The following is a 21,129-nucleotide window of genomic DNA, read 5'->3' as shown; positions in this document are numbered from 1 at the left end:
TGCCGTGCGCCGACTCGATGCCACTCTGCCGATCGCGGCTCGTGCCGGGACAGAGAAGGACCGGCAACGCCTCTGCCGGTCCTTCTCTGGTTCCGGCCCGCTCGCGTCCACCAGTCTCGATCCGACGCCGACCGCCGGTGAAGGGGAGACCGCCGATGCCGAGCCGGATGCCCGACCAGACGAACGCCCCGCCGCCGAGCGGCACCCGGATCCGGCCGGTGCCGCGCACCGGCGCGCTGCGGCTGTCGCCCGGACAGGAGCGGCTGTGGTTCCTCGACGGGCTGCACGGCGACGGCACCGAATACCTCGTCTGGCTGCGGATGCGCCTGCGCGGGTCGTGGGATCCCGCGGTGTTCGCCCGCGCCGTGACCGCGGTCGTCGGCCGGCACGAGGTGCTGCGCACCCGGTACCGGGACAGCGACGGCGAGCCGGTGCAGGTCGTCGACCCGCCCGGCCCGGCCGACGTGACGGTCGTGGACCTGACCGGGGGACCGGACGCCGGGACCCGGGCTGCGGCGCTGCTCGACACGGCGGCGGGCCGGCCGTTCGACCTGCGCCGGGAGCACCCGCTGCGGGTCGTGGTGGTACGGCTCGCGCCGACGGAGCACCTGGTCGGCCTCACCCTGCACCACATCGCCGCCGACGCCTGGTCGTGCGACGTGCTGCTGCGCGACCTGGACCACGCGTACCGCGCGTTGGCGGCCGGCCGGCCCGTGCCGGCGCCGCCGTCGGTGCAGTACGCCGACGTCGCGGCCTGGCAGCGGGCCCGGCGCGAGGCCGCCGGCGCGGCCGGCATCGGCTACTGGCGGGACCAGCTCGCCGGGCTCGAACCGGTCCTGCTGCCCACCGACCGCCCGCGCGGCACCCGCCGCGACCCCAGCGGCGACATGCTCGCCGTGGACGTGCCGCGGCACGTCGCCCGGCTGGTCGCCGCCGCCGGCGAGCGGTACGGCACGACCGCGTTCATGACGCTGCTTGCCGCCTTCCAGGTGCTGCTGGCGCACCGGACCGGCCGCACCGACATCGCCGTCGGGATGCCCGCCGCCGGGCGGGACGTGCCGGAGACCGAGGACCTGATCGGCTTCTTCGTCAACACCCTGGTGCTGCGGACCGACCTGGCGGGCGAACCGTCGTTCACCGAGGTGCTGGACCGGGTGCGCACGACGGTGCTGGCCGCGCTCCTGCACAACGACGTGCCGTTCGAGGATGTCGTGGCGGCGGTCCGGCCCCGCCGCGACCCCGCCCGCAACCCGCTGTTCGAGATCATGTTCCAGGTCCTGCACACGGCGGAGACGCCTGGCACGCTCGGCGGCGCCACGGTGTGGCCGCTGCCCATGAACGCCACCGACGCCAAGTTCGACCTGGTCTTCACGGTCTGCCGCACCGCGGCCGGCGACCTGCGGTGCGTTCTCGAGTACGCCGGCGGCCTGTTCGACCGGACGACGATGCTCCGGCTCGCCGAGGACTACGTGGCGCTGTTGGAGCGGTCGACCCGCGAACCGGAGGCCCGGGCGGTCCGGCTGGCCCCGGCGCCCGGCGCGCCGGGCGTGCCGGCTACTGCGGCGGTGCCGGCGGGTGCCCCCGTTCCGCCGGCACCCGCCCCGGCCGGCCCGGTCGAGCAGGTCGTCGCCGGGATCTGGTCGCGGCTGCTCGGCGTCGACGACATCGCCGCCGACGACGACTTCTTCGACCTCGGCGGCCACTCGCTGCTGGTCGCCCGGGTGCGTACCGCGCTGCGGCGGACGTTCGCCGTCGATCTCCCCCTGCAGGTCCTGTTCGAGGCCACCTCCGTGGCCGGACTCGCGGCCGTGGTCACCGCCGCGGTCCGCGCCGACGTCAGCCGACTCTCCGACAGCCAGGTGCAGGACCTGCTGTCCCGAGCCGCCCGGGAAGGAACCCGATGACCGAGATGCTGGAGTCGCCCACCCCGCACGAGAAGCTGCTGGAGCGCCGGCTGCTCGGCCTCGAGCCGCTCCCCGAGCCGGGCATCCCCCCGGCGTCGCGGGCGGACCCGCCACCGCTGTCGTACGCCCAGCGCCGGCTGTGGATCATCGACCGGCTGCGCCCCGGCGGCGTCGAGTACCTGGTGCAGATCGCGCTGCACATGACCGACCGGCCGGGCAGCCGGCTGGACCTCGACGCGCTGCGGGCCGCGCTGGACGGGTTGGTGGCCCGGCACGAGGTGCTGCGCACCCGCTACCCGGTCGGCCTCGACGGCGAGCCGGTGCAGCTGATCGACCCGCCCGCCCCGGTCCCGCTGCCGATCCGCGACCTCACCCACCTGGACGGCGACACCCAGTGCGGATTGCTCAACCGGCTCGTCTCCGTCGACCGCGAGCCGATCGACCTGGCCGCCGGGCCGGTTTTCCGCGCCCTGCTCGTCCGGCGGGAACCCGACCAGCACCTGCTGCTGCTCACGACCCACCACATCGCCATGGACCTCTGGTCGGAGGGCCTGCTGCTCGACGAGCTGCACCATCGCTACACCGCCGCGCTCGACGGTCGCCCGGCCGACCTCCCCCCGCTGCCCGCGCAGTACGCCGACGTGGCCGCCTGGCAGCGGCAGCGGACCGCCGAGCTGCGCGAGACCCAGCTGCCGTACTGGCGCCGCCAGCTCGCCGGCGCCACGCCGGTGGACCTGCCGGCCGACCGGCCACGGCCGGCGGTACGGGACTCCGCCGGCGACGTCGTGCCGTTCACCGTGCCCGCCGAGGTGGCGGCAACCCTCGGTGAGCTGGCCCGCCGCCACCGGGCCACGCCGTTCATGGTCCTGCTGGCCGCGTACGCGGTCGTGCTCGGGCGGTGGAGCGGCCGGACCGACGTCACGGTCGGCACGCCGGTCGCCGGCCGTGGGCACGACGACGTGCAGGACCTCATCGGGCTCTTCGTGGACACCGTCGTGGTGCGGGCCGACCTGGCCGGCGATCCCACGTTCGGCGAGCTGGTCGAGCGGGTCCGCCGTACGTCGCTGGACGCCTTCGCCCACCAGGAGCTGCCGTTCGAGCAGCTCGTCGAGGAGCTGGCGCCCGTCCGCGACCCCGCGCGGACGGCGCTCTTCTCGACGATGTTCGTCTGGCAGGAGGCCGGGCCGGACGGCTTCCAGGCGCCCGGCCTGGACGTCCTGTCGGTGCCGATCCCGTTCGCCGACGCCAAGTTCGACCTGACCCTGTCGGTGGGCCCGGGCCCGGACGGCTCGCTCGCCGGCGCCGCGGTCTACGCCACCAGCCTGTTCGACCGCGCCACGATCGAGCGCTTCGTCGCACACGTCGGTCGGCTGCTGGCCGGCGTGGCGGCGGCCCCGGACATCCCGCTGGCCGACGTCGACATCCTCCCGCCGGCCGAGCGCGAGCAGCTGCTCGACGGCTGGAACGACACCGCGACCGACGTGCCGGCCACCACGCTGCCCGCGCTGTTCCGGGCCCAGGTGGCGGCCACCGGGGACGCGGTGGCCGTGCGGACGGCGCAGCGGAGCCTGTCGTACGCCGAACTCGACGCCCGCGTCACCGCGCTGGCGCTCCGGCTGCGCGCGGCCGGCGTCGGTCCCGAGTCGGTGGTCGGGGTGTGCCTGGAGCGCGGCCCGGACCTGGTGACCGCGCTGCTGGCCGTGCTCACCGCCGGCGGCGCCTACCTGCCGCTGGACACCGAGAGCCCGCCGCAGCGGCTGGAGCAGCTGCTCACCGACGCTGCGGTACGGGTCGTGGTGACCGACCGGGATACCGTCGGCACCGCCTCGCGCACGGTGCTCCGGCCCGACGTGGACGGCACCGCCCCGCACGGACCGCCGCCCGGTGACCCCGACCCGGACCACCCGGCGTACGTGCTGCACACCTCCGGCTCGACCGGCCCGCCCAAGGGCGTCGTGATCACCCACCGCGCGCTCGTGAACCGGCTGGCCTGGATGCAGCGCGAGTACCCGCTCGACGCCACCGACCGGGTGCTGCACAAGACCCCGTACGGCTTCGACGTCTCGGTCTGGGAGCTGTTCTGGCCGCTGATCACCGGCGCGACGCTCGTCGTCGCCCGTCCCGGCGGGCACCGGGACCCGGCGTACCTGGCCACGGCGATCGCCGAGCACGGCGTCACCACGCTGCACTTCGTGCCGTCGATGCTGCGCGCCTTCCTCGACACGCCGGCCGGCGAGCTGCCCTCGGTACGCCGGATCTTCGCCAGCGGCGAGCCGCTCCCGGACGGGCTGGCGGCGGCCGTGTCCGAGCGGATCGGCTGCGAGCTGCACAACCTCTACGGCCCGACCGAGGCGACGATCGACGTGACCGCGGCGCGGTGCCTGCCCGGGGAACCGGTCACGATCGGCCGCCCGGTCGCCAACACCCGCGCCCACGTCGTCGACCCGGACCTGCGGCTGCTGCCGGTCGGCGTACCCGGCGAGCTGGTGGTGGCCGGCGTCCAGCTCGCCCGCGGCTACCTGGGCCGCCCCGCGCACACGGCCGACCGGTTCGTGCCGGACCCGTTCGGCACGCGGCCGGGGGACCGGCTCTACCGCACCGGCGACCTGGCCCGGCACCGCGCCGACGGGACGATCGAGTACCTGGGCCGGCTGGACCGGCAGGTGAAGCTGCACGGTCACCGGATCGAGCCGGGCGAGGTCGAGGCGGTGCTCACCGCGCACCCGGACGTCGCCGCCGCCGTGGTCACCGTGCACGACGACCGGCTCGTCGCGTACCTCGTCGGCCCGGCCGCCGAGGCCGGCGCCGGGCAGGTCGGGCCGGCGGTCGACCGGGACGGCGTCGCCGCGTACGCCCGGGCCCGGCTGCCCCGCCAGCTGGTGCCCGCGCGGTGGGTGGTGCTCGACGCGCTGCCGCTGACCGCCGCCGGCAAGGTCGATCATCGCGCGCTGCCCGCACCGCCCAGCGGCGCCCCGCCGGCGGCGGAAGCGCCACGCACCCCGCTGGAGCGGACGATCGCGCGCGCCGTGGCCGACGCGCTCGGCGTCGACGCGGTGGGCCGGCACGACGCGTTCTTCGCGCACGGCGGCGACTCGATCCGGGCCATCCGCGCCGTCGGGGCGCTGCGGGCGGCCGGCCTGCCGGTGTCGGTGCACGACCTGTTCAGCCACGCCACGGTGGCCGAGCTGGCCGAACTGGTCGGCGCCCGGGCGCCGGAGCAGCCGGCCGAGGTGACCGAGCAGCCGGTCGTGGCGCCGTTCGCGCTGCTGTCCGAGGCCGACCGCGCGCTGCTGCCGCCGGGCCTGGTCGACGCGTACCCGATGGGCGAGATCCAGGCCGGAATGGTGTACGAGATGCTGGCCGCGCAGCGGCCGGTCTACGTGAACGTCAGCTGCTACCGGATCGAGGACGAGACGCCGTTCGACCTGGCCGACCTGCGCGCTGCCGCGGCACTGCTGGTGCGGCGGCACGAGATCCTGCGTACCTCGTTCGCGCTCGCCGGCTACACGCGGCCGCTGCAACTGGTGCACCGCACCGCCGAGCTGCCGGTGGACCTGGACGACCTGCGGGACCTGCCGCCGGCCGCGCGGCGCCAGGTCCTCGACGACTTCCTGCTCGCCCAGCGTGCCGCGCCGTTCGACCTGGCCGTGCCGCCGCTGCTGCGCTACACGGTGCACCAGACCGGCGAGCGCGAGTGGTGGCTCACCCACGTCGAGTGTCATGCGATCCTCGACGGCTGGAGCCACACGTCGGTGATCGCCGAGCTGCTCGGGTACTACCGGACGCTGCGCCGGGGCGACGTGCCCCGGCCGGCGCCGCTGCCGGCCGTCCGGTTCGCCGACTTCGTCGCGGCCGAGCAGGAGTCGCTGCGCTCGGCGGCCGACCGGGACTTCTGGACGGCCACGATCACGGCCGCCGACAAGCTGGAGATCCCGGCCGAGTGGGGCGGTCAGGCGGACGGGGCCGAGGGGCCGGCCGGCGCCGACGACGCGCCGGACCAGGTCGTCGTCGAGTACGCCGACCTGGAGCCTGCGCTGCGCCGGCTCGCGGCCGACGCGGGGGCGTCGCTGAAGAGCGTGCTGCACGCCGCCCACCTCGCGGCCTGGGGCGTGGTCACCGGGCGGCAGCGCTTCTTCACCGGGCTGGTCGGCAACGGCCGGCCGGAGCGGCTGCGCGGCGACGAGGTGATCGGCATGTACCTGAACACGGTGCCGTTCCCCGCCGACCTGACCGCCGGGAGCTGGCCGGAGCTGGTGCGGGCGGTCTTCGCGCGGGAGGCCCGGATGTGGCCGCACCGGCGCTACTCGATGGCCGCGATGCGGCGCGACGGCCGGCACGCCTCGGCGCTGGTCGACGTCAGCTTCACGTACCTGGACTTCCACATGCTCGACTGGAGCTCCGGCATCGACCTGGAGGCCGACTTCAGCCCGAGCGAGCAGCCGTTCTCCGCGGTGTCGTTCCCCGGGCACCTGCGCCTGCTCGGCCGGCCGAGCAGGATCGGCCGGCCGTACCTGGAGCTGGTCGGCCGGACCTACCGGCAGGTGCTGGCGTCGATGGCCGCCAGCGCGGCCGGGCCCGGTGCCGCCCGCGACCCCGGCGCCGGTCCCGACGCCACCCCGGCTGTGTCGCCGTCGCCGTCGCCGCGGACCGTGACGCTGGCGCCGGCCGACCGCGAGCGGGTGCTCGTCGACCCGAACCGCACGGACCGGGCGTTCCCCACCGATGAGCCGGTGCACCGGCTGATCGAGCGGCAGGCCCGGTCCGCGCCCACCGCCGTCGCGCTGCGGCAGGGCGTCGTCAAGGTCTACTACGCCGAGCTGGAGCTACGCGCGAACCGGCTGGCGCACCGGCTGCGCGCGCTCGGCGTCGGCCCGGGCACGGTCGTCGGCATCTGCCTGCCGCGGACGCCCGACCTCGCCGTCTGCGTACTGGCCGTGCTGAAGGCGGGCGGCGCGTTCCTGCCGCTGGATCCGGCGTACCCGGTCGAACGGCTGCGGTTCATGCTCGACGACACGGCAGCCGCGGTGCTGCTCGCCGCCGGGCGGCTGCCGGCCGGCCTCGTCCAGGCCGGCCCGGCGGGCGTGCCGACGGTCGACGTGACCGACGAGTCCGCCCAGCTCGACATGCCGGTCACCGCGCCGGAGGTGACGGTGGCGCCGGACGACCTGGCGTACGTCACCTACACGTCCGGCTCGACCGGGCGGCCCAAGGGGGTCGCCGTGCCGCACCGGGCGCTGCTCAACCTCCGGCACGCCCAGCAGGAGGTCTTCGACGTCCGGCCGGGCGACCGGATGCTCCAGTTCTTCTCGGTGGGCTTCGACGCGTCGGTGTCCGAGCTGGTCGCCGCGCTCACCGCCGGCGCCGAGCTGGTGCTGCCCGAGCCCGACCGCGACCCGGGCGACCTGCGCGCCGAGGCGGCCACGCTGACCCACCTATTCCTGCCGCCGTCGATGCTGAGCCGGCTGGACCCGGCGGACTTCCCGCGGCTGCGGGTCACCCTGGTCGGCGGCGAGGCGTGCCCCGCCGGGCAGGCCGACCGGTGGGCGCGGCACGCCGCGTTCGTCAACCTCTACGGCCCCACCGAGGCGTGCGTCGCCGCCACGTACGCGCCGGTCGCCCCCGGCTCGCCGGAGCGGATGCCGTCGATCGGCACCCCGCTGGCGAACGTGCGGTGCCACGTCCTGGACGCCGACGGCCGGCCGCTGCCCGCCGGGGTGCGCGGCGAGCTGTACGTCGCCGGCGCGGGCCTGGCCCGCGGCTACCTCGGCCGGCCGGCGCTGACCGCCGACCGGTTCGTCCCGGACCCGTTCGGGCCGCCCGGCAGCCGGATGTACCGCACCGGCGACGTGGTCTCCCGCGCCGCCGACGACTCGCTGCGCTTCCACGGGCGCGGCGACCAGCAGGTCAGCGTCCGCGGTTTCCGCATCGAACTCGGCGAGGTCGAGCACGCGCTGGAGGCGCACCCGAGCGTCGCGGCCGCGGCCGTCGCCGTCGCCGCGGCGGGCACCGAGGAGGCGACGCTCGTGGCGTTCGTCCGGCTCACCGCCGGCAGCTGCGGCGCCGCCCCGTCCCCGGCCGAGCTGCGCGAGCACGTACGCCGCCGGCTGCCGGCGCACATGGTGCCGACCCGCTGCCACGTCGTCGGGCAGTTCCCGGTCACCGCCTCGGGCAAGGTCGACCGCGCCGCGCTGGTCGCTGCCGAGCCGAGGCCCGCCGCGCAGATCGCGCCGGTGGCGCCCCGGACACCGCTGGAGCAGACCATCGCCGACGCCTGGGCGCAGGTGCTGCGGCTGGACCGGGTCGGCATCGACGACGACTTCTTCGACCTCGGCGGGCACTCGATGGCGATGATGCGGGTCATCTCGCTGTTGCGGGAGTCGCACGGCGTGGAGCTGACGTTCCGGGCCTTCCTGGAGCACCAGACCGTCGCGCGGCTGGCCGCCGCGATCACCGACGGCGCGGTCGGCGGCCCCGAGGCACCGGCCGCGCCCGGCAGCCGCAACCGGGCGCTGCTGTGGCTGCGGCGCGGCAGCGCCACGCCGCTGTTCTGCATCCACCCCGGCGGCGGCAGCGCCCACTGGTTCCAGCGCTTCCTGCCGTACCTGGACCCGCAGCTACCACTGGCCGCGTTCGAGTGGCCGAAGCCGCACGGCGACCACGCCACGATCCCCACCGCCGCCGAGATGGCCCGCCGGCACTTCGACGAGCTGCGGGCCGCCCAGCCGCACGGGCCGTACCGGCTGTTCAGCTGGTGCGGTGGCAGCACGATCGCGGCGGAGCTCGCCACCCTGCTGCTGGACGCCGGTGAGGAGGTGACCTTCATGCTCCTCGACCCGGTGCTGGACGCGCAGACCCGGCCGAAGTTCTACGAGCAGATGGGCTTCGTGCGCCGGCTGGAGAAGCTGGTGCTGGAGATCGACCGGGGCGGGCCGGAGGCGGACACGCCCGAGCGGCGCGCCGAGATCATGGACCTCTACGAGCGGGTGGCCAACGACATCGACGAGAAGGAAGGCATGGCGCTGCCCGAGCGCGGCGTCGGCGCCGCCTGGCCGCGGATGGTCCGGGTCTGGCGGGAATCGTTGCAGGCGCTCATCGAGTACCCGAACCCCCGCTACGCCGGCAAGCTGCACCTCATCGCCAGCGACGCGCTCGCCAACGGCCAGCACGTGGTGTCCTCCGGCCAGACGTTCGCCGACTACCTCGAACGCTGGGAGGAGCTGATCGGCGGCGGGATCGAGCTGCACCGGGTGCCGGGGGACCACATCGGAATCATGAAGCCGCCGCTCCTGGTGCACCTGACCGACGTGATCAGCGCCGTGCTGGCCGGCAGCCGATGACCACCAGGCCGGGCCGCCCGTCGACCGACCCGGCCGTGCCCCGACCTGCCGCATCCGACCCGGCCGCGCAGCAGCGGGCGTGGAACGCCACCGCCCGCGCGTACGCCGCGGACGGCCCGGTGCACCGGCTGTTCGAGGAGCAGGCCCGGCTCCGCCCGCACGCCGTGGCGGTGCGCTGGGCCGGCGGCGCGCTCAGCTTCGCCGAGCTGGACCGGCTCGCCAACCGGCTGGCCTGGGCGCTGCGCGACCAGGGCGTTGGACCCGAGACGCCGGTGGGCATCCGGGTGCCGCGCGGCCCGCTGCTGGCGGTCGCCGTGTACGGGGTGCTGAAGGCGGGCGGCTGCTACGTGCCGGTCGAGCCGGCGCTCCCGGCCGAACGCGCGCACACCCTACTGGCCGAGGCCGGTGTGCGGCTGCTGGTCGGCACGGCGGGCGAGGACGGCTGGCCGGCGCCGCCGCAGGTACGCACGGTGCCCGCCGACGCCCCGGTCCCGGACCACCGCGAGCTGCGGAGCCCGGAGCCCGGCACCGGCGCGGACTCCACCGCCTACGTGGTCTTCACCTCCGGCAGCACCGGCCGGCCCAACGGCGTCGCCGTGGCGCACCGGTCGCTGCACAACCTCTTCGCCTGGTGCCGCCGCACGCACGGCTTCGGCCCGCACGACCTGGGCCTGTCGGTCACCTCGCTCGGTTTCGACCTGTCCGTCTTCGACCTGCTCGGCCTGCCCGCGTACGGGGCGGGCGTCTACGTCGCCGACGACGCGCAGCGGTGCGACCCGGAACTGCTGCTCGACGTGCTGCTGCGGGAGCCGGTGACGTACTGGAACTCGGCGCCGACCACGCTGGCCCACCTCGCGCCGCTGCTCGGCGGGCACCGGGGCGCCGCAGGGACCGGGCACCTGCGGCTGGTCTACCTCAGCGGCGACTACACGCCGTTGACGTTGCCGGACGAGGTGCGGTCGGTCTTCACCGGGGCGACGATCGTCAGCCTCGGCGGCGCGACCGAGGCGACCGTCTGGTCGAACTGGTTCGAGGTCGGCGCGGTCGACCCGGCCTGGCGGAGCATCCCGTACGGGCGACCGATCGACAACGCGCAGTACTGGGTGGTCGACGAGGACCTGCGGCCGTGCCCGGTAGGGGTGCCGGGCGACCTGCTCATCGGCGGCGACGTCCTCGCCCTCGGCTACCACCGCCAGCCGGAGCTGACCCGGCAGCGGTTCGTCCCGGACACGCTCGGGCCCGACCCACGCGGCCGGCTCTACCGCACCGGCGACCGGGCGAGCTTCGGCTCCGACGGGGTGCTGACCTTCCTCGGCCGGGTCGACGGGCAGGTCAAGATCCGGGGCGCCCGGGTGGAGCTGGCCGAGGTCGAGCACCGCCTGCGCGGGCACGCCGGGGTGAAGGACGTGGTGGCGCTGGCCCGGCCGGACCGCGACGGCGAGCGCGCCCTGGTGGTCTACGTCGTGCCGGCCCCCGGCTGCCGTCCGACCGTACGGGAGCTGCGCCGGCACGTGGCCGCCGCGCTGCCGGACTACATGGTGCCGGCCGCGGTGGTGTTCGTGGACGGCTTCCCCGCCACCGCCAACGGAAAGCTCGACCGCGCGGCGCTGCCGTGGCCGGCACGCACCGGCAGCACGCACGTGCTCGGGGTGCCGGGGTAGCCGCCGTCCGGCCGCCGGTGGGCGCACCCGGGGGAGAGGTGCGCGCACGACCGCGGGCCCGCGCCGTCGCCCCCGGGATCACGACGGCGCGGGCCCGTTCACCGGGTCAGCACGGGTGGATGTACCAGATCGGGTTCCAGTCGACGGAGACCGGGATGTTGTCCGGGTCGATCTCCTGTCTCGTCACGCTTTCTCTGTCGCGGAGGTACGCGACCGCCTCGTCCGTCTGGTGGTTGACGGCGGCGCCGCGGCCCAGGAAGTTCGTGACACTCCGATTGTCGCAGTAGTAGAGCTCGAAGAAGGTGTGCTGACCGTCGCCCTCTCCCACGGCGTAGCAGGAGTAGCCCGACCTGCAGCTGCGCAGGTACTGGTTGCGGGCCTCCGTGCTCAGGTTGCGGGTCACGTACTCCCGGGGTCCGCTGCCGTTCTTGCCGTCGGAGAAGAACGGGCTGAGACCCGGTCTCACCTCCAGCGTGGTGTCCGCCCGCGCCGGGGACGCGGCGGCGGTGAGCAGCGCGACGACTGCGGCGGCTGTCGCCAGGACCCGGATTCTCCGTAGATCTCGCATGGGTTCCTCCGTCTGTTGCGGACGTTGTGGAACGAGCATGCTCGCCGCGGCACACGGCTGTCCTTACGGGCGAGTGCACAGCTGTTGCGTCAGCGCGCACACCCGCACCACTAACCAACCTATCGCTTGGTTGGTAAGCTCAGCTGCCATGCTGGCTCCCAGACGCGCGCCGGGGAGTCGCCTCACTACGCAAGGAGACCTCACGATGAAGGTGCTCGTCGTCGGTGGAACCGGCATGATCGGGGCCCACGCCGCTCTCCACCTGCGGGATCGGGGAGACGACGTCACCGTCGCCGCCCGGGGAGCGGTCGACGCGGACTCGCCCGTCGCCGACCTGCCTGTCCTGGTCGGGGACTACACCCGCCAGACGTTCACCCGCAAGGACCTGGCCCCCTTCGACGCGGTCGTCTTCGCCGCGGGCCAGGACGTGCGCCATCTGCCCCGCGACGTGGACGAGACCCAGTTCTGGAAGGAGACCCAGAGCGGGGGAGTGCCGGCCTTCGCCGCGCTCGCCAAGAGCGCGGGTGTCTCCCGCTTCGTCCAGATCGGCAGCTACTACCACCACCTGCGACCCGACCTGGCCGACTCCAACGCCTATGTCGCCGCCCGCCGCGACGCCGACGAGGGAGCCCGGGCGCTGGCGGACGCCTCCTTCACGGTCTGCACCCTCAACCCGCCCTCGATCATCGGTGCCATCCCCGGCATCACGGCCAAGCGCTACCGCCGCATGGTGTCCTGGGCGGCCGGCAACGAGCCGCAGTTCCCCGACCACGCACCGGCCGGCGGCACGAACTACATGTCGGCCCGGTCCCTGGCCGAGGCGATCGGCGGCGCGATCGACCGCGGTACGGCGGGCGCGGCATACCTCGTCGGTGACGCCAACCTCACGTTCGCGCAGTTCTTCCAGCTGCTCGTCGACGCGGCCGGGGGCAACCGCACCATCGCCGAGCTCGACGAGCCGCACCCCTTCATGCCCGACTCGATGATCGTCCAGGGCCGCGGGACCGTTCTCGCCTACGAACCGGATCCGACCGAGACCGCACTGCTCGGCTACACCCGCGGTGACTGCGAGCGTGCCGCCGCCGAGCTCGTCGAGGTCGTGCGCGCGGCGACCGCTCCCAGGTCGTGACCAGCCTCGACGCGGCCGACCTCACCGCGTTGCGCGTACTCTCCGAGACATATGCGGCGGCCGCCGACGACCGTGACGCCGCCGCGGTCGGCGCGCTCTTCGTCCCGGACGGCGTCCTCGTCGTCCCCGATCCGCCGGCTCACCTCGACCCCCACGTCTCCCACGTCGGCCGCCCCGCTGTCGTGGCCGCGCTCGGGGCACTCGCCGGGACGCTGGCGACGACCCACGTCGTGGCCGGGGCCCGCTACCTGCCGACGTCGACCGGGGCCCGTGGCCGGGTCCGCGGCACGGCCCACCACCTGCTGCCCGGTCGCGAAGGGCCCTCGGACCTGGTCTGGTTCCTGCACTACGACGACGAGTACGCGCGCACCGTCGACGGCTGGGCCTTCACGCGGCGCGCCGTGACCATCAACTGGATCGAACGCCACCGCGTCTCCGCGATCAGGACCGACGAGGAAGTGACCGGCGGATGAGCGCCACCCGCAGGCTCGAGGACCAGATCGCGGTCGTCACCGGCGGCGCCCGCGGGATCGGCGGCGGCATCTCCCGCCGTCTCGCCGCCGCGGGTGCCCGCGTCGTCCTCGTCGACATCGACGGGCAGGCCGCCGTCGACACCGCCGCCGACATCCGTGGCGCCGGCGGCGAGGTCGAGGTCGTCCTCGCCGACGTACGCACCGCCGACGGTGTCGCCACCGCGGTCGCCGCCGCGTCGGCCCTCGATTCGGGGCGGGTCGACGTGCTCGTCAACAACGTCGGCGACTTCCGCCCGGCCTCCAGGACCTTCCTGCACTCGAACCCGCAGCAGTGGCAGGCGCTCTACGAGGTCAACCTGTGGCACGTGCTCGCGATGACCCACGCGCTGCTGCCCGGCATGGTCGAGCGGGGCCGTGGCGCCATCGTCAACAACTCGACAGTCGAGGCCTTCCGGGGCATCCCGGCGTGCGCCCCGTACTCCGCCTACAACGCCGGGGTCAGCGCCTTCACCCGGAGCCTCGCCGTCGAGGTCGCCGGCCACGGGGTGCGGGTCAACGCGATCGCGCCCGACCTCGCCGACACGCCCCAGACACCGGCCACGGCGATGCTGCGTGGCCGAGACCCGGCGCTCATCCGCACGTGGATCCCCGTCGGGCGCTTCGGCGAGCCCGACGATTACGCCGCCGTCGTCGAGTTCCTCGCCAGCGACGACGCCCGCTTCGTCACCGGGCACACCATCCCCGTCGACGGAGGGACCCTGGCCGCCTCGGGCTGGTACGCGCGGGTCGACGGCAAGGGCTGGTCGAACATGCCCAACGAGGCCTGACCGTGGGCGCCGAGACCCACGCGGGGGTCCCGGCGCAGGCGGCCGTGCTCAGTCGCGGCGGTCGAGGCCGAAGAGCTCGGCTGCCGCCGCGAGCTGGTCGAGGTACTCGGCCAGCTCGCGGTGCCGCACGACGACGTTGACCACGGTGGCCCCCGCCTCGCCGATCCGGCCGACGAGGTCGAGCGCGGCCTCCGGGTCGCCCGTCGGGTCGAGGCGGGCCGGCGGGGTGATGACGACGTCGAATCCCTCCGGCAGGTCGTGCTCGGCGAGCATCCGCGGCAGGGTCCGCAGGTCCGGACCGCGATACGTCACCGGCGCCGGTGCCCACCCGTCGCCCAGGGTGACCGCGCGCCGGAGAGCGCGCCTGCTGTGGCCACCGACCCAGATCGGGACCTTCTCCTGGACCGCGTGCGGGCTGACGACCTGCTCGGTGAAGTGGTAGTACTCCCCGTGGTAGGTCGCGAGCCGCACCGACAGCGACGCCCGCAGGGCCCGCAGGGCGTCGTCCGCCCGTGGTCCGCGGTCGGCGAACGGGCGCCCGAGCAGCGCGAACTCCTCCTCCAGGTTGCCGACGCCCACTCCGAGGACGACCCGCCCCCCACTGAGGTGGTCGAGGGTGCCGTACCGCTTGGCCAGCTCGAGCGGATGGTGCAGCCCGAGCACGAGCACGTACGGCAGGAAGCGGATCCGCTCCGTGATCGCCGCGAGGTAGGAGAACGTCGCGACCGGGTCGTAGAAGCGTTCGCCCCGGGCCAGCCCTTCTGGAACGCTGACGTGCTCCGGGCAGGTGAGGAACTCGTACCCGAGCCGGTCGGCGGTCGTGAAGACCTCCCGCAGCTCGGCGACCCCGGCCTCGGCCTCCCACGGGGGCCGGGGTCCGGAGTCGGCCAGGACCGGGGAACTTAGGCCGATGCGCACGGCCTCAGGCCTCGGATTCGACGGCGCGGGCGAGGATGTCGCGGCCCTCGTCGGTGCCGTCGAGCTGGCGGTTCCAGCGGTGGGTCACCTTCCAGCCCTCGGCGGTGCGGGTGAACTCCCATCGGTTGGAGCCGGTACGCCAGATCCGGTAGCCGTTCTCGTCGGGAGCGTGGAGCACGAGCTGCGAGTAGTTCGTCACGACGGCCCGATCGCCGTCGACGACGATGTGCGGCAGGCCCATGAGATGGGCGGCGCCGGAGTGGATCAGGGCCTGGTGCCGCTCGCCGGTCACCATGGCGCGCAGCGCGTCCCGGCCGTCGAGCACGACCGGGTAGGTGTCGTACACGCCCTCCTCGGTCCACATCCGGGCGGTGACCTCGGCTGAGCCGCTGTCCACGGCGGGGCCGTAGCCGGCGACGATCTGCCACAGGGCGAGCCGGTCCTCGGCGGCGGCGAGGCGCCGTTCGGCCTGCTCGAGGCGCGCCTCGAGCCGGGCGAGCCGGTCGGGCTGCGAGTCGGTCATGGTGGGTTCCTTCCGAGCGGGCTTCTCGCGGGCCGATCCGGCCGGTGGCCGGTCAGGTCGTGGTCGCGTTCGTCTCGAAGCGTTCCGGGGTGAGCTCGCGCAGCGCGGCCATCTGCGCGAGGTGGTGGGCTGCCGAGGTGGCGACGAGGCTGGCGTTGACCGCGGTCGCCCCGACGGCATCGGCCGTGCGCAGGTGCTCGCGGGAGCCGTCCGGGTCCCCGAGCGGGTCCAGCGGGGGGATCTGCAGCACGAGGTCGAAGTCGTCCGGGCGCTCCACGGAGGTCCACAGGCGGGTCAGCTCCTGCGGCCCGAGGCCGAACGGCGCCCACCCGGTGCCGTACGCCACGGCACGGCGCAGCGAGCGGCGGGTGCGCCCACCGAACCACAGCGGCACCGTGGTGCGCGGCGCGTGCGGTTCGACGACGAAGTCGGTGAACGTGAACCGGGGCCCCTCGTGGTGCGGCACGGCCCTGCCCCAGGCGGCGCGCAGGGCCGCGATCGCCTCGTCCGCGACCGCGCCGCGCCCGGCGAACTCGGCGCCGAGCAGGTCGAACTCCTCCTCGAGGCTGCCGACGCCGACTCCGAGGATGACGCGCCCGCCGCTGAGCAGGTCGAGGGTGCCGTAGGTCTTGGCGAGGGCCAGCGGGTGGTGGTATCCGATGACGACGACGTTCGTCGCGAGCCGGACGCGGCGCGTCGCCGAGGCGAGGAACGACAGCGTGGCCACGGGGTCGAAGTACGTCCCGCCCCGCTCGGCGGCGATCGGGGCGGGCACCGCGACGTGCTCGCTGCACGTCAGGTGGTGATAGCCCAGGTCGTCGGCGGCGCGGGCGATGGCCAGCAGCGTACCGCCGACGTCGGGGCCGGCCAGGACGTCCCGCTCCCAGGCGGCGGCGGTGCGCGGATGCTGGACGACGACCGGGGTGAGCAGCCCGATGCGTGCGGTCATGGCAGGGTCTCCGATCCGGCGCCGCCGCGCGTCGCGCCGGTGGCCTCGTCGCTGGGGCCGCCGGTCGCGGGCGGGTCGCAGGTCGCGGTACTCGTCGGGATGCGCCGGAGGCGTTCGAGCAGCGCGCCGAAGTCCTCGTCGTCGGCCGGGTCGAGCGGCAGCCCGAGCCCGAGCCCGTCGGCGAGCCCGCCGTAGGCCTGTTCGAGCACGTCCGGCAGCTCGGCGTAGGTGCCGTGCGGGATGAGCGTGGCCAGGGTCTCGTCGTCGAGGGTGTCGGCGAGTCCCGCCCAGCGCCCGGAGGCGGCCATCGCGGCGAGCCGTTCGCCGACCCGGCCCAGGCCGAGCCGGTCCAGGGTCGTCCGGTAGGCCGGGGTGGAGAAGAGGAACGCCAGCTCCTGGCGGGCGGAGTCGCGGCTCGCGGCGAGTGCGGCCGGTGTCGGACCGGTGATCGACTTGGAGACGACGACGACCCGCGGGATCCGGGAGCGTCCGGCGCGCTCGGCCCCGGCGCGGAGTGCGGGGAGCACGACCGTGCGCAGGTGGCTCGGGTGCGAGTTCGTCGCGTGGGTGACGAAGCCGTCGGCGAGCTCGCCGGCCACCTCGCAGACGCGCCGGTTGACCCCGCCGGTGTAGAGCGCCGGGGCCGCGGTCGACAGCGGGCCGGGGTTGAAGTAGGGCTGGAGCCGGGTGAAGCGGTAGTGGCTGCCCTCGTGCTCCAGGGGCCCGCCCGTGGCGAACGCGGCGAAGATCGCCCGGATCGAGGCGAGGTAGTCGCGCAGGTTCTCGGCCGGCCGGTCCCACGGCACCGAGAAGCGGCCGACGATGTTGCCGCGCACCTGGGTGGCCAGCCCGAGCTGGAAGCGACCCTCGGAGAACCGTGCGAGGTCCCACGCGGCGTACGCGGTCACCATCGGGCTGCGGGGGAAGGCCAGCGTCATGCTGGTGCGTACGGTGATCCGGCTGGTGTGCTCGGCCGCGAGCAGGGCGACCGCCAGGGAGTCGTGCGTCGTCTCGGGGACGTGCACGGTGTCGAAGCCGAGCCGTTCGATGCGCGCCGCGACCGCGGGCACCTCGCGCAGCGCCGTCGTCGGCGGCAGTGTCGTGGCCAGCTCCATCCGGGTGGCGGGCACCTGTGCCGCCGTCATGGGATGCGGCCCGCCAGGGCGGCGTCGACGACCTCGTCGCCACCGACGATCCGGGCGAGCTTCTCCAGTCGGGGCGCGCGGCGCAGGTGCGCCCCGCCCTCGACCGGCAGGCACGCGCCGGTGATCCACGACGACTCGGGGCCGCACAGGAAGCGGACTGCGGCGGCGACGTCCTCGGCGCGTCCGACTCGCGACAGGGGCTTCTCGGCGACGGTCGCGGCGGCCAGCTCGGGGTCGGCCAGCAGCAGGCCCGGGTTCTTCCCGTCGGTGGCCACGATGCCGGGGCGTACGACGTTGACCCGCACCGCGAGGTGGCCGAGCTCGTCGGCGGCGACCCGGACGAGCGCCTCGAGCGCAGCCTTGCTCACCGAGTACGACGGCATGAACGGGAAGGAGTGCCCGCCCGCGCTCGACGAGGTGCACACGATCGAGCCCCCACCGTGCGCGGCCAGGGCCTGTCCGCCGTGCCGGATCGCGTGCAGCGCCGTCGTGACGTTGCGCCGGAAGTCGTACTCGAGGGTCTCGGCGTCGAGGGCGAGCACGGGGCGGAAGGTGCCGCCGCCGACGGTCGTGACGACGGCCGCCAACGGGGTCTCGTCGGCGACGCGCACCGCGGCGGCCACGTCCTGATCGAGGGCGGAGTCGCCGACGCTGACCCGCACCGGCAGCGCCCCGGGAACGGCTGCGGCGACCGTCGCGGCCGCCGCCCGCAGCGTGGCCTCGGTGCGCCCCATGATCGTCACGGCGGCCCCGTCGGCGGCCAGCGCGGCGGCGATGGCGCGGCCGAAGCCGCCACCCCCGCCGATGACGAGGGCACCGCGGCCGGCGAGCGGACCGGGTGGGGCGCTGGTCGGGTCGGGACTCGTGCTCATCCCTGCTCCCTCGAGTCTCGTCGGAACCTGTCCCGCGTCGACGGGTCGTCCATCAGCACGAAGGTGCCGGTGGCCGTGACGCACGTGAGGTCCCCGACGCGCAGCTCGCCGGAGCTGCGTACCTTGCGCCCGTCGCGCCCGTCGTGCCGGGCCAGGATCGTGATCGTCGAGCCGATCGGGATGGCCGCGCGGAAGGAGACGTCGAGCCCGACGGTCACCGCGGCGTATCCGGCGCGGGCGTTGGCGATGCCGAGGGCGTGGTCCATGAGCATGGCCGAGGTGCCGCCGTGCACGTGCCCCGGAGGTCCCTGGAAGGCCAGCCGCAGGGTGACCTCGCCGCGCAGCGAGCCGTCCGGCTCGACCCAGAGACTCACCGGCGGCGACAGCGGGTTCTCGGTGCCGCCGGCGGGGTCGAAACGGCCCGGGCCGGGCTGGCGCCACATCGTCGCGATCCGCTCGGAGAGGTCCGGGGCATGGGCGTCGATCCGGGCGGTGAGCCCGTCGAGGTCGGCCACGATCCGGTCGGCGTCGGCGTCGATGGCCCCGCCCGCGCGGGTGATCGCGTCGACGAGCCGGCGGGTGGCTGAGGCGACGGCGTCGATGCCGGTGTCGCGGGGCTGTGCCGTGGCGAGGGTGGCTTCCACCGGGCGGACTCCTTCGGCCGGTCAGGGCAACCAAGCGCTTGCTTGATCGCACTTTAGCGACCCGGTGGCGCGCTGGCAACGCTTGCGCCCCGGCGTCGCCCCCACGGGTCGCGGCGGCGTCCGTCCGTGCGGGCCGCGGCGGCGTCCCTCCGTGGGCTGCGGTGGCGGCCGTCCGTGGGTGGCGGTGCGTCCGGCCGTGGGTCGCGGTGGCGTCCTTTTGTGGGTCGCGGCGGGCGTCCGCCCATTGACGCGCCCGCAGCCTGCCCCTACCGTCCCAATCGAGCGCTTGGTTGGTTCGCGAGGGGCGCCGCATGTCGGCAGCCTCGGGGACGCCGCGCGCCGAGCAGCTCCAGGCGGGCATCACGCCGCCGACGCCATCCACCACCCACCGTGACCACCGCGCCCGCGCGGCCACTGCCGAACGACCCGCCGGCACCCCGGCCGCGCCCCGGGCACCCGGGACCCCGCCGCCGGCCGCGGAGCCGCTCCCGGCTCGGAGCGGCAGGTCAGGAAAGGAGCACCTTGTCCCGCCTCCCGCACCACCGACGCCTCGCCGTCGCCACCAGCCTGCTCGCCACCCTCGCCCTCGGAGCCTGCTCCGGCACCCCGACCAGCAGCCCCGGCGCCACCGGTGCCGGCACGGGGGAGATCGACCCCGACGCCGTCCTGCGGGTCACGGCCTCGTCCCCGTTCCAGAACCTCGACCCGGCCCAGCCGGCCCCCGGCGGTTACCCCTACCTCACGCTGATCTACGACCGGCTCACCATGGTCGACTCCAGGGACGGGATCGTCCCCGGCCTGGCGACCTCGTGGACCTACGCCAAGGACGGCTCCCACCTCGAACTCGCCCTACGCGACGACGTCACCTTCCACGACGGGACGCCCTTCGACGCGACCGCCGTCAAGGTCAACATCGAGCGCGGCCAGACGCTGCCGACGAGCACCATCAAGCAGGACCTCGCCGCCGTCACCGGCGTCACCGTCGTCGACGCGCACACCGTGCGCCTCAACCTCACGCCGGGCACCGGCGCGGTGCTCCCCTCGGCCCTGGCCACCGCCGCCGGCATGATGGTCTCGCCCAAGGCGATCGCCGACGGCGTCGACCTCAAGCGCGCCCCCGGCAACGCCGGCTCGGGCCCGTACGTCGCCACGGAGTTCGTGCCCAACGAGAAGTACGTCGTCAAGCGCGCCGAAGGCGCCTACTGGGACCCGAACGCCGGGCGCCTCGCCGGGATGGAGATCACCCGCGTCCCCGAGGGCGCCACCCGACTCAACGGCGTCGTCAGCGGTCAGACCGACCTCAGCTTCGTCTCCTCGGCCAACGAGGTCGTCCAGGCCCGCCAGCTCGGCGAGGCCGGTCAGCTCAAGGTCACCACCCGCCCGTTCCGCAACGTCCTCGGCATCCTGCTGCGCGCCGACATGGGCGACCTCAAGGACAAGCGGGTCCGTGAGGCCATCGCACGCTCGGTCGACCCGGCCGCCATCCGCGCCCTCTTCGCCGACACCTGCACGCCCACCCGCAGCATCTATCCGGACAGCCCGTGGGCGGACCCGGCGGCGACCTACCCGTACGAGTTCGACCTCGCCAAGGCCAAGGCGCTGATCGCCGAGGCCGGCGGGGCCAAGGTGTCGATCACCTTCTCCGCCGGCACCAACACCGAGCAGCCCGCCACCGCCATCCAGGCCGCCATGGCCCAGGCCGGCATCGACGCGAAGCTCAACCCGACGCCGAACTCCGAGACCGAGGCCCGCTTCATCGCTGGCGACTTCGAACTCGAGGTGTCCAACACCTTCAACCCGCGCCTCGACCCGGCGGGCACGGTGGACAACTACTTCACCGGCAACTACAAGCTCGCCACCGACCCCGGGGCCATCGCCCCGATCGCGGCCAGGGCCGCCGACCCCCGCTCCAGCGTGGGGGAGCGCGCCACGCAGTACCACCAACTGTGGGAGCGGCTGTTCACCGAGGCGTGGTTCATCCCGCTCTGCAACCTCACCAGCGCCACCATCGCCTCCCCGAAGGTCGTCGGGGCCGAGCAGCTGCCGTGGACCAACCTCGGCCTGTTCGACCTGCGCACCGTCGCGATGACGAAGGGCTGAGCGCCAGCTCCCCACCCGCCGGCCGGCCGGTCGCCCACCCGACCGGCCGGCCCGAAGAAAGGCAGCCAGAGCCAGTGAC

14 protein-coding genes are annotated in these 21,129 nt (G+C 74.8%); 7 read left to right on the top strand and 7 right to left on the bottom strand.

The genetic code is table 11. The annotated features are described in order from the left end of the window. The first annotated feature begins 155 nt into the window (after nucleotides 1–155). From F6X68_RS03300 to F6X68_RS03290, 3 genes are read left to right on the top strand one after another with little or no spacing between them, the layout of a single operon-like run. Nucleotides 156–1,904, top strand: coding sequence for a condensation domain-containing protein (locus F6X68_RS03300; protein ID WP_192581262.1), 1,749 nt, complete (start codon nucleotides 156–158; stop codon nucleotides 1,902–1,904). After that, nucleotides 1,901–9,241, top strand: a complete 7,341-nt coding sequence (locus F6X68_RS03295) for a non-ribosomal peptide synthetase (RefSeq protein ID WP_151452850.1) — start codon at nucleotides 1,901–1,903, stop codon at nucleotides 9,239–9,241. Before F6X68_RS03300 ends, F6X68_RS03295 begins: the two co-directional genes overlap by 4 nt. Continuing rightward, nucleotides 9,238–10,902, top strand: coding sequence for an amino acid adenylation domain-containing protein (locus tag F6X68_RS03290; RefSeq protein ID WP_151452849.1), 1,665 nt, complete (start codon nucleotides 9,238–9,240; stop codon nucleotides 10,900–10,902). Before F6X68_RS03295 ends, F6X68_RS03290 begins: the two co-directional genes overlap by 4 nt. A gap of 106 nt (nucleotides 10,903–11,008) precedes the next feature. Here the strand turns inward: F6X68_RS03290 and F6X68_RS03285 are convergent, their stop codons facing one another. Beyond that, on the bottom strand, nucleotides 11,009–11,470 hold the full coding sequence (locus F6X68_RS03285; RefSeq protein WP_151452848.1) for a hypothetical protein: 462 nt from the start codon (nucleotides 11,468–11,470) through the stop codon (nucleotides 11,009–11,011). A gap of 205 nt (nucleotides 11,471–11,675) precedes the next feature. Between F6X68_RS03285 and F6X68_RS03280 the strand changes: the two genes are divergently transcribed. The 3 genes from F6X68_RS03280 to F6X68_RS03270 are packed head-to-tail and all read left to right on the top strand — an operon-like array spanning nucleotide 11,676 to nucleotide 13,899. Continuing rightward, the gene (locus F6X68_RS03280; protein ID WP_151452847.1) at nucleotides 11,676–12,599 is read left to right on the top strand and encodes an NAD(P)-dependent oxidoreductase; all 924 of its coding nucleotides are present in this window, start codon (nucleotides 11,676–11,678) and stop codon (nucleotides 12,597–12,599) included. Continuing rightward, complete coding sequence (locus F6X68_RS03275) at nucleotides 12,596–13,072, top strand: nuclear transport factor 2 family protein (protein WP_151452846.1); 477 nt, start codon at nucleotides 12,596–12,598, stop codon at nucleotides 13,070–13,072. The genes F6X68_RS03280 and F6X68_RS03275 overlap by 4 nt, the downstream gene beginning before the upstream one ends. Beyond that, the gene (locus F6X68_RS03270; RefSeq protein WP_151452845.1) at nucleotides 13,069–13,899 is read left to right on the top strand and encodes an SDR family NAD(P)-dependent oxidoreductase; all 831 of its coding nucleotides are present in this window, start codon (nucleotides 13,069–13,071) and stop codon (nucleotides 13,897–13,899) included. The genes F6X68_RS03275 and F6X68_RS03270 overlap by 4 nt, the downstream gene beginning before the upstream one ends. Nucleotides 13,900–13,947: 48 nt before the next feature. Here F6X68_RS03270 and F6X68_RS03265 read toward each other — a convergent pair whose 3' ends face one another. The 6 genes from F6X68_RS03265 to F6X68_RS03240 are packed head-to-tail and all read right to left on the bottom strand — an operon-like array spanning nucleotide 13,948 to nucleotide 18,950. Then, complete coding sequence (locus F6X68_RS03265; protein WP_151452844.1) at nucleotides 13,948–14,817, bottom strand: TIGR03619 family F420-dependent LLM class oxidoreductase; 870 nt, start codon at nucleotides 14,815–14,817, stop codon at nucleotides 13,948–13,950. Between the two features lie 4 nt (nucleotides 14,818–14,821). Continuing rightward, a complete protein-coding gene (locus F6X68_RS03260) occupies nucleotides 14,822–15,340 on the bottom strand; it encodes a nuclear transport factor 2 family protein (RefSeq protein WP_151452843.1) in 519 nt (172 codons plus the stop codon). Between the two features lie 52 nt (nucleotides 15,341–15,392). Then, a complete protein-coding gene (locus tag F6X68_RS03255) occupies nucleotides 15,393–16,289 on the bottom strand; it encodes an LLM class F420-dependent oxidoreductase (protein WP_151452842.1) in 897 nt (298 codons plus the stop codon). Continuing rightward, on the bottom strand, nucleotides 16,286–17,434 hold the full coding sequence (locus tag F6X68_RS03250; RefSeq protein WP_225851945.1) for a TIGR03617 family F420-dependent LLM class oxidoreductase: 1,149 nt from the start codon (nucleotides 17,432–17,434) through the stop codon (nucleotides 16,286–16,288). The genes F6X68_RS03255 and F6X68_RS03250 overlap by 4 nt, the downstream gene beginning before the upstream one ends. Next, nucleotides 17,431–18,306 (bottom strand): SDR family NAD(P)-dependent oxidoreductase, encoded by an 876-nt coding sequence (locus F6X68_RS03245; protein ID WP_151452841.1) that lies wholly within the window; start codon nucleotides 18,304–18,306, stop codon nucleotides 17,431–17,433. Before F6X68_RS03245 ends, F6X68_RS03250 begins: the two co-directional genes overlap by 4 nt. Beyond that, nucleotides 18,303–18,950, bottom strand: coding sequence for a PaaI family thioesterase (locus F6X68_RS03240; protein ID WP_151452840.1), 648 nt, complete (start codon nucleotides 18,948–18,950; stop codon nucleotides 18,303–18,305). Before F6X68_RS03240 ends, F6X68_RS03245 begins: the two co-directional genes overlap by 4 nt. 522 nt (nucleotides 18,951–19,472) lie before the next feature. On the opposite strand from F6X68_RS03240, the gene F6X68_RS03235 reads away from it, so the two are divergent. Next, nucleotides 19,473–21,050, top strand: a complete 1,578-nt coding sequence (locus tag F6X68_RS03235) for an ABC transporter substrate-binding protein (protein WP_151452839.1) — start codon at nucleotides 19,473–19,475, stop codon at nucleotides 21,048–21,050. Nucleotides 21,051–21,129: the final 79 nt, after the last annotated feature.

It is taken from the genome of Micromonospora sp. AMSO12t, from assembly GCF_008806585.1.
Lineage (GTDB): Bacteria > Actinomycetota > Actinomycetes > Mycobacteriales > Micromonosporaceae > Micromonospora > Micromonospora reichwaldensis.
The sequence above is the reverse complement of the archived record's forward strand: the minus strand, read 5'-3'. Positions and strand labels throughout refer to the sequence as shown.

What these genes read in the sequence shown, in the direction of transcription:
- F6X68_RS03245 (WP_151452841.1), bottom strand. Translation starts at nt 18,306, where the DNA reads ATGAGCACGAGTCCCGACCCGACCAGCGCCCCACCCGGTCCGCTCGCC.
- F6X68_RS03300 (WP_192581262.1), top strand. Translation starts at nt 156, where the DNA reads ATGCCGAGCCGGATGCCCGACCAGACGAACGCCCCGCCGCCGAGCGGC.
- F6X68_RS03260 (WP_151452843.1), bottom strand. Translation starts at nt 15,340, where the DNA reads ATGACCGACTCGCAGCCCGACCGGCTCGCCCGGCTCGAGGCGCGCCTC.
- F6X68_RS03255 (WP_151452842.1), bottom strand. Translation starts at nt 16,289, where the DNA reads ATGACCGCACGCATCGGGCTGCTCACCCCGGTCGTCGTCCAGCATCCG.
- F6X68_RS03250 (WP_225851945.1), bottom strand. Translation starts at nt 17,434, where the DNA reads ATGACGGCGGCACAGGTGCCCGCCACCCGGATGGAGCTGGCCACGACA.
- F6X68_RS03280 (WP_151452847.1), top strand. Translation starts at nt 11,676, where the DNA reads ATGAAGGTGCTCGTCGTCGGTGGAACCGGCATGATCGGGGCCCACGCC.
- F6X68_RS03270 (WP_151452845.1), top strand. Translation starts at nt 13,069, where the DNA reads ATGAGCGCCACCCGCAGGCTCGAGGACCAGATCGCGGTCGTCACCGGC.
- F6X68_RS03295 (WP_151452850.1), top strand. Translation starts at nt 1,901, where the DNA reads ATGACCGAGATGCTGGAGTCGCCCACCCCGCACGAGAAGCTGCTGGAG.
- F6X68_RS03290 (WP_151452849.1), top strand. Translation starts at nt 9,238, where the DNA reads ATGACCACCAGGCCGGGCCGCCCGTCGACCGACCCGGCCGTGCCCCGA.
- F6X68_RS03285 (WP_151452848.1), bottom strand. Translation starts at nt 11,470, where the DNA reads ATGCGAGATCTACGGAGAATCCGGGTCCTGGCGACAGCCGCCGCAGTC.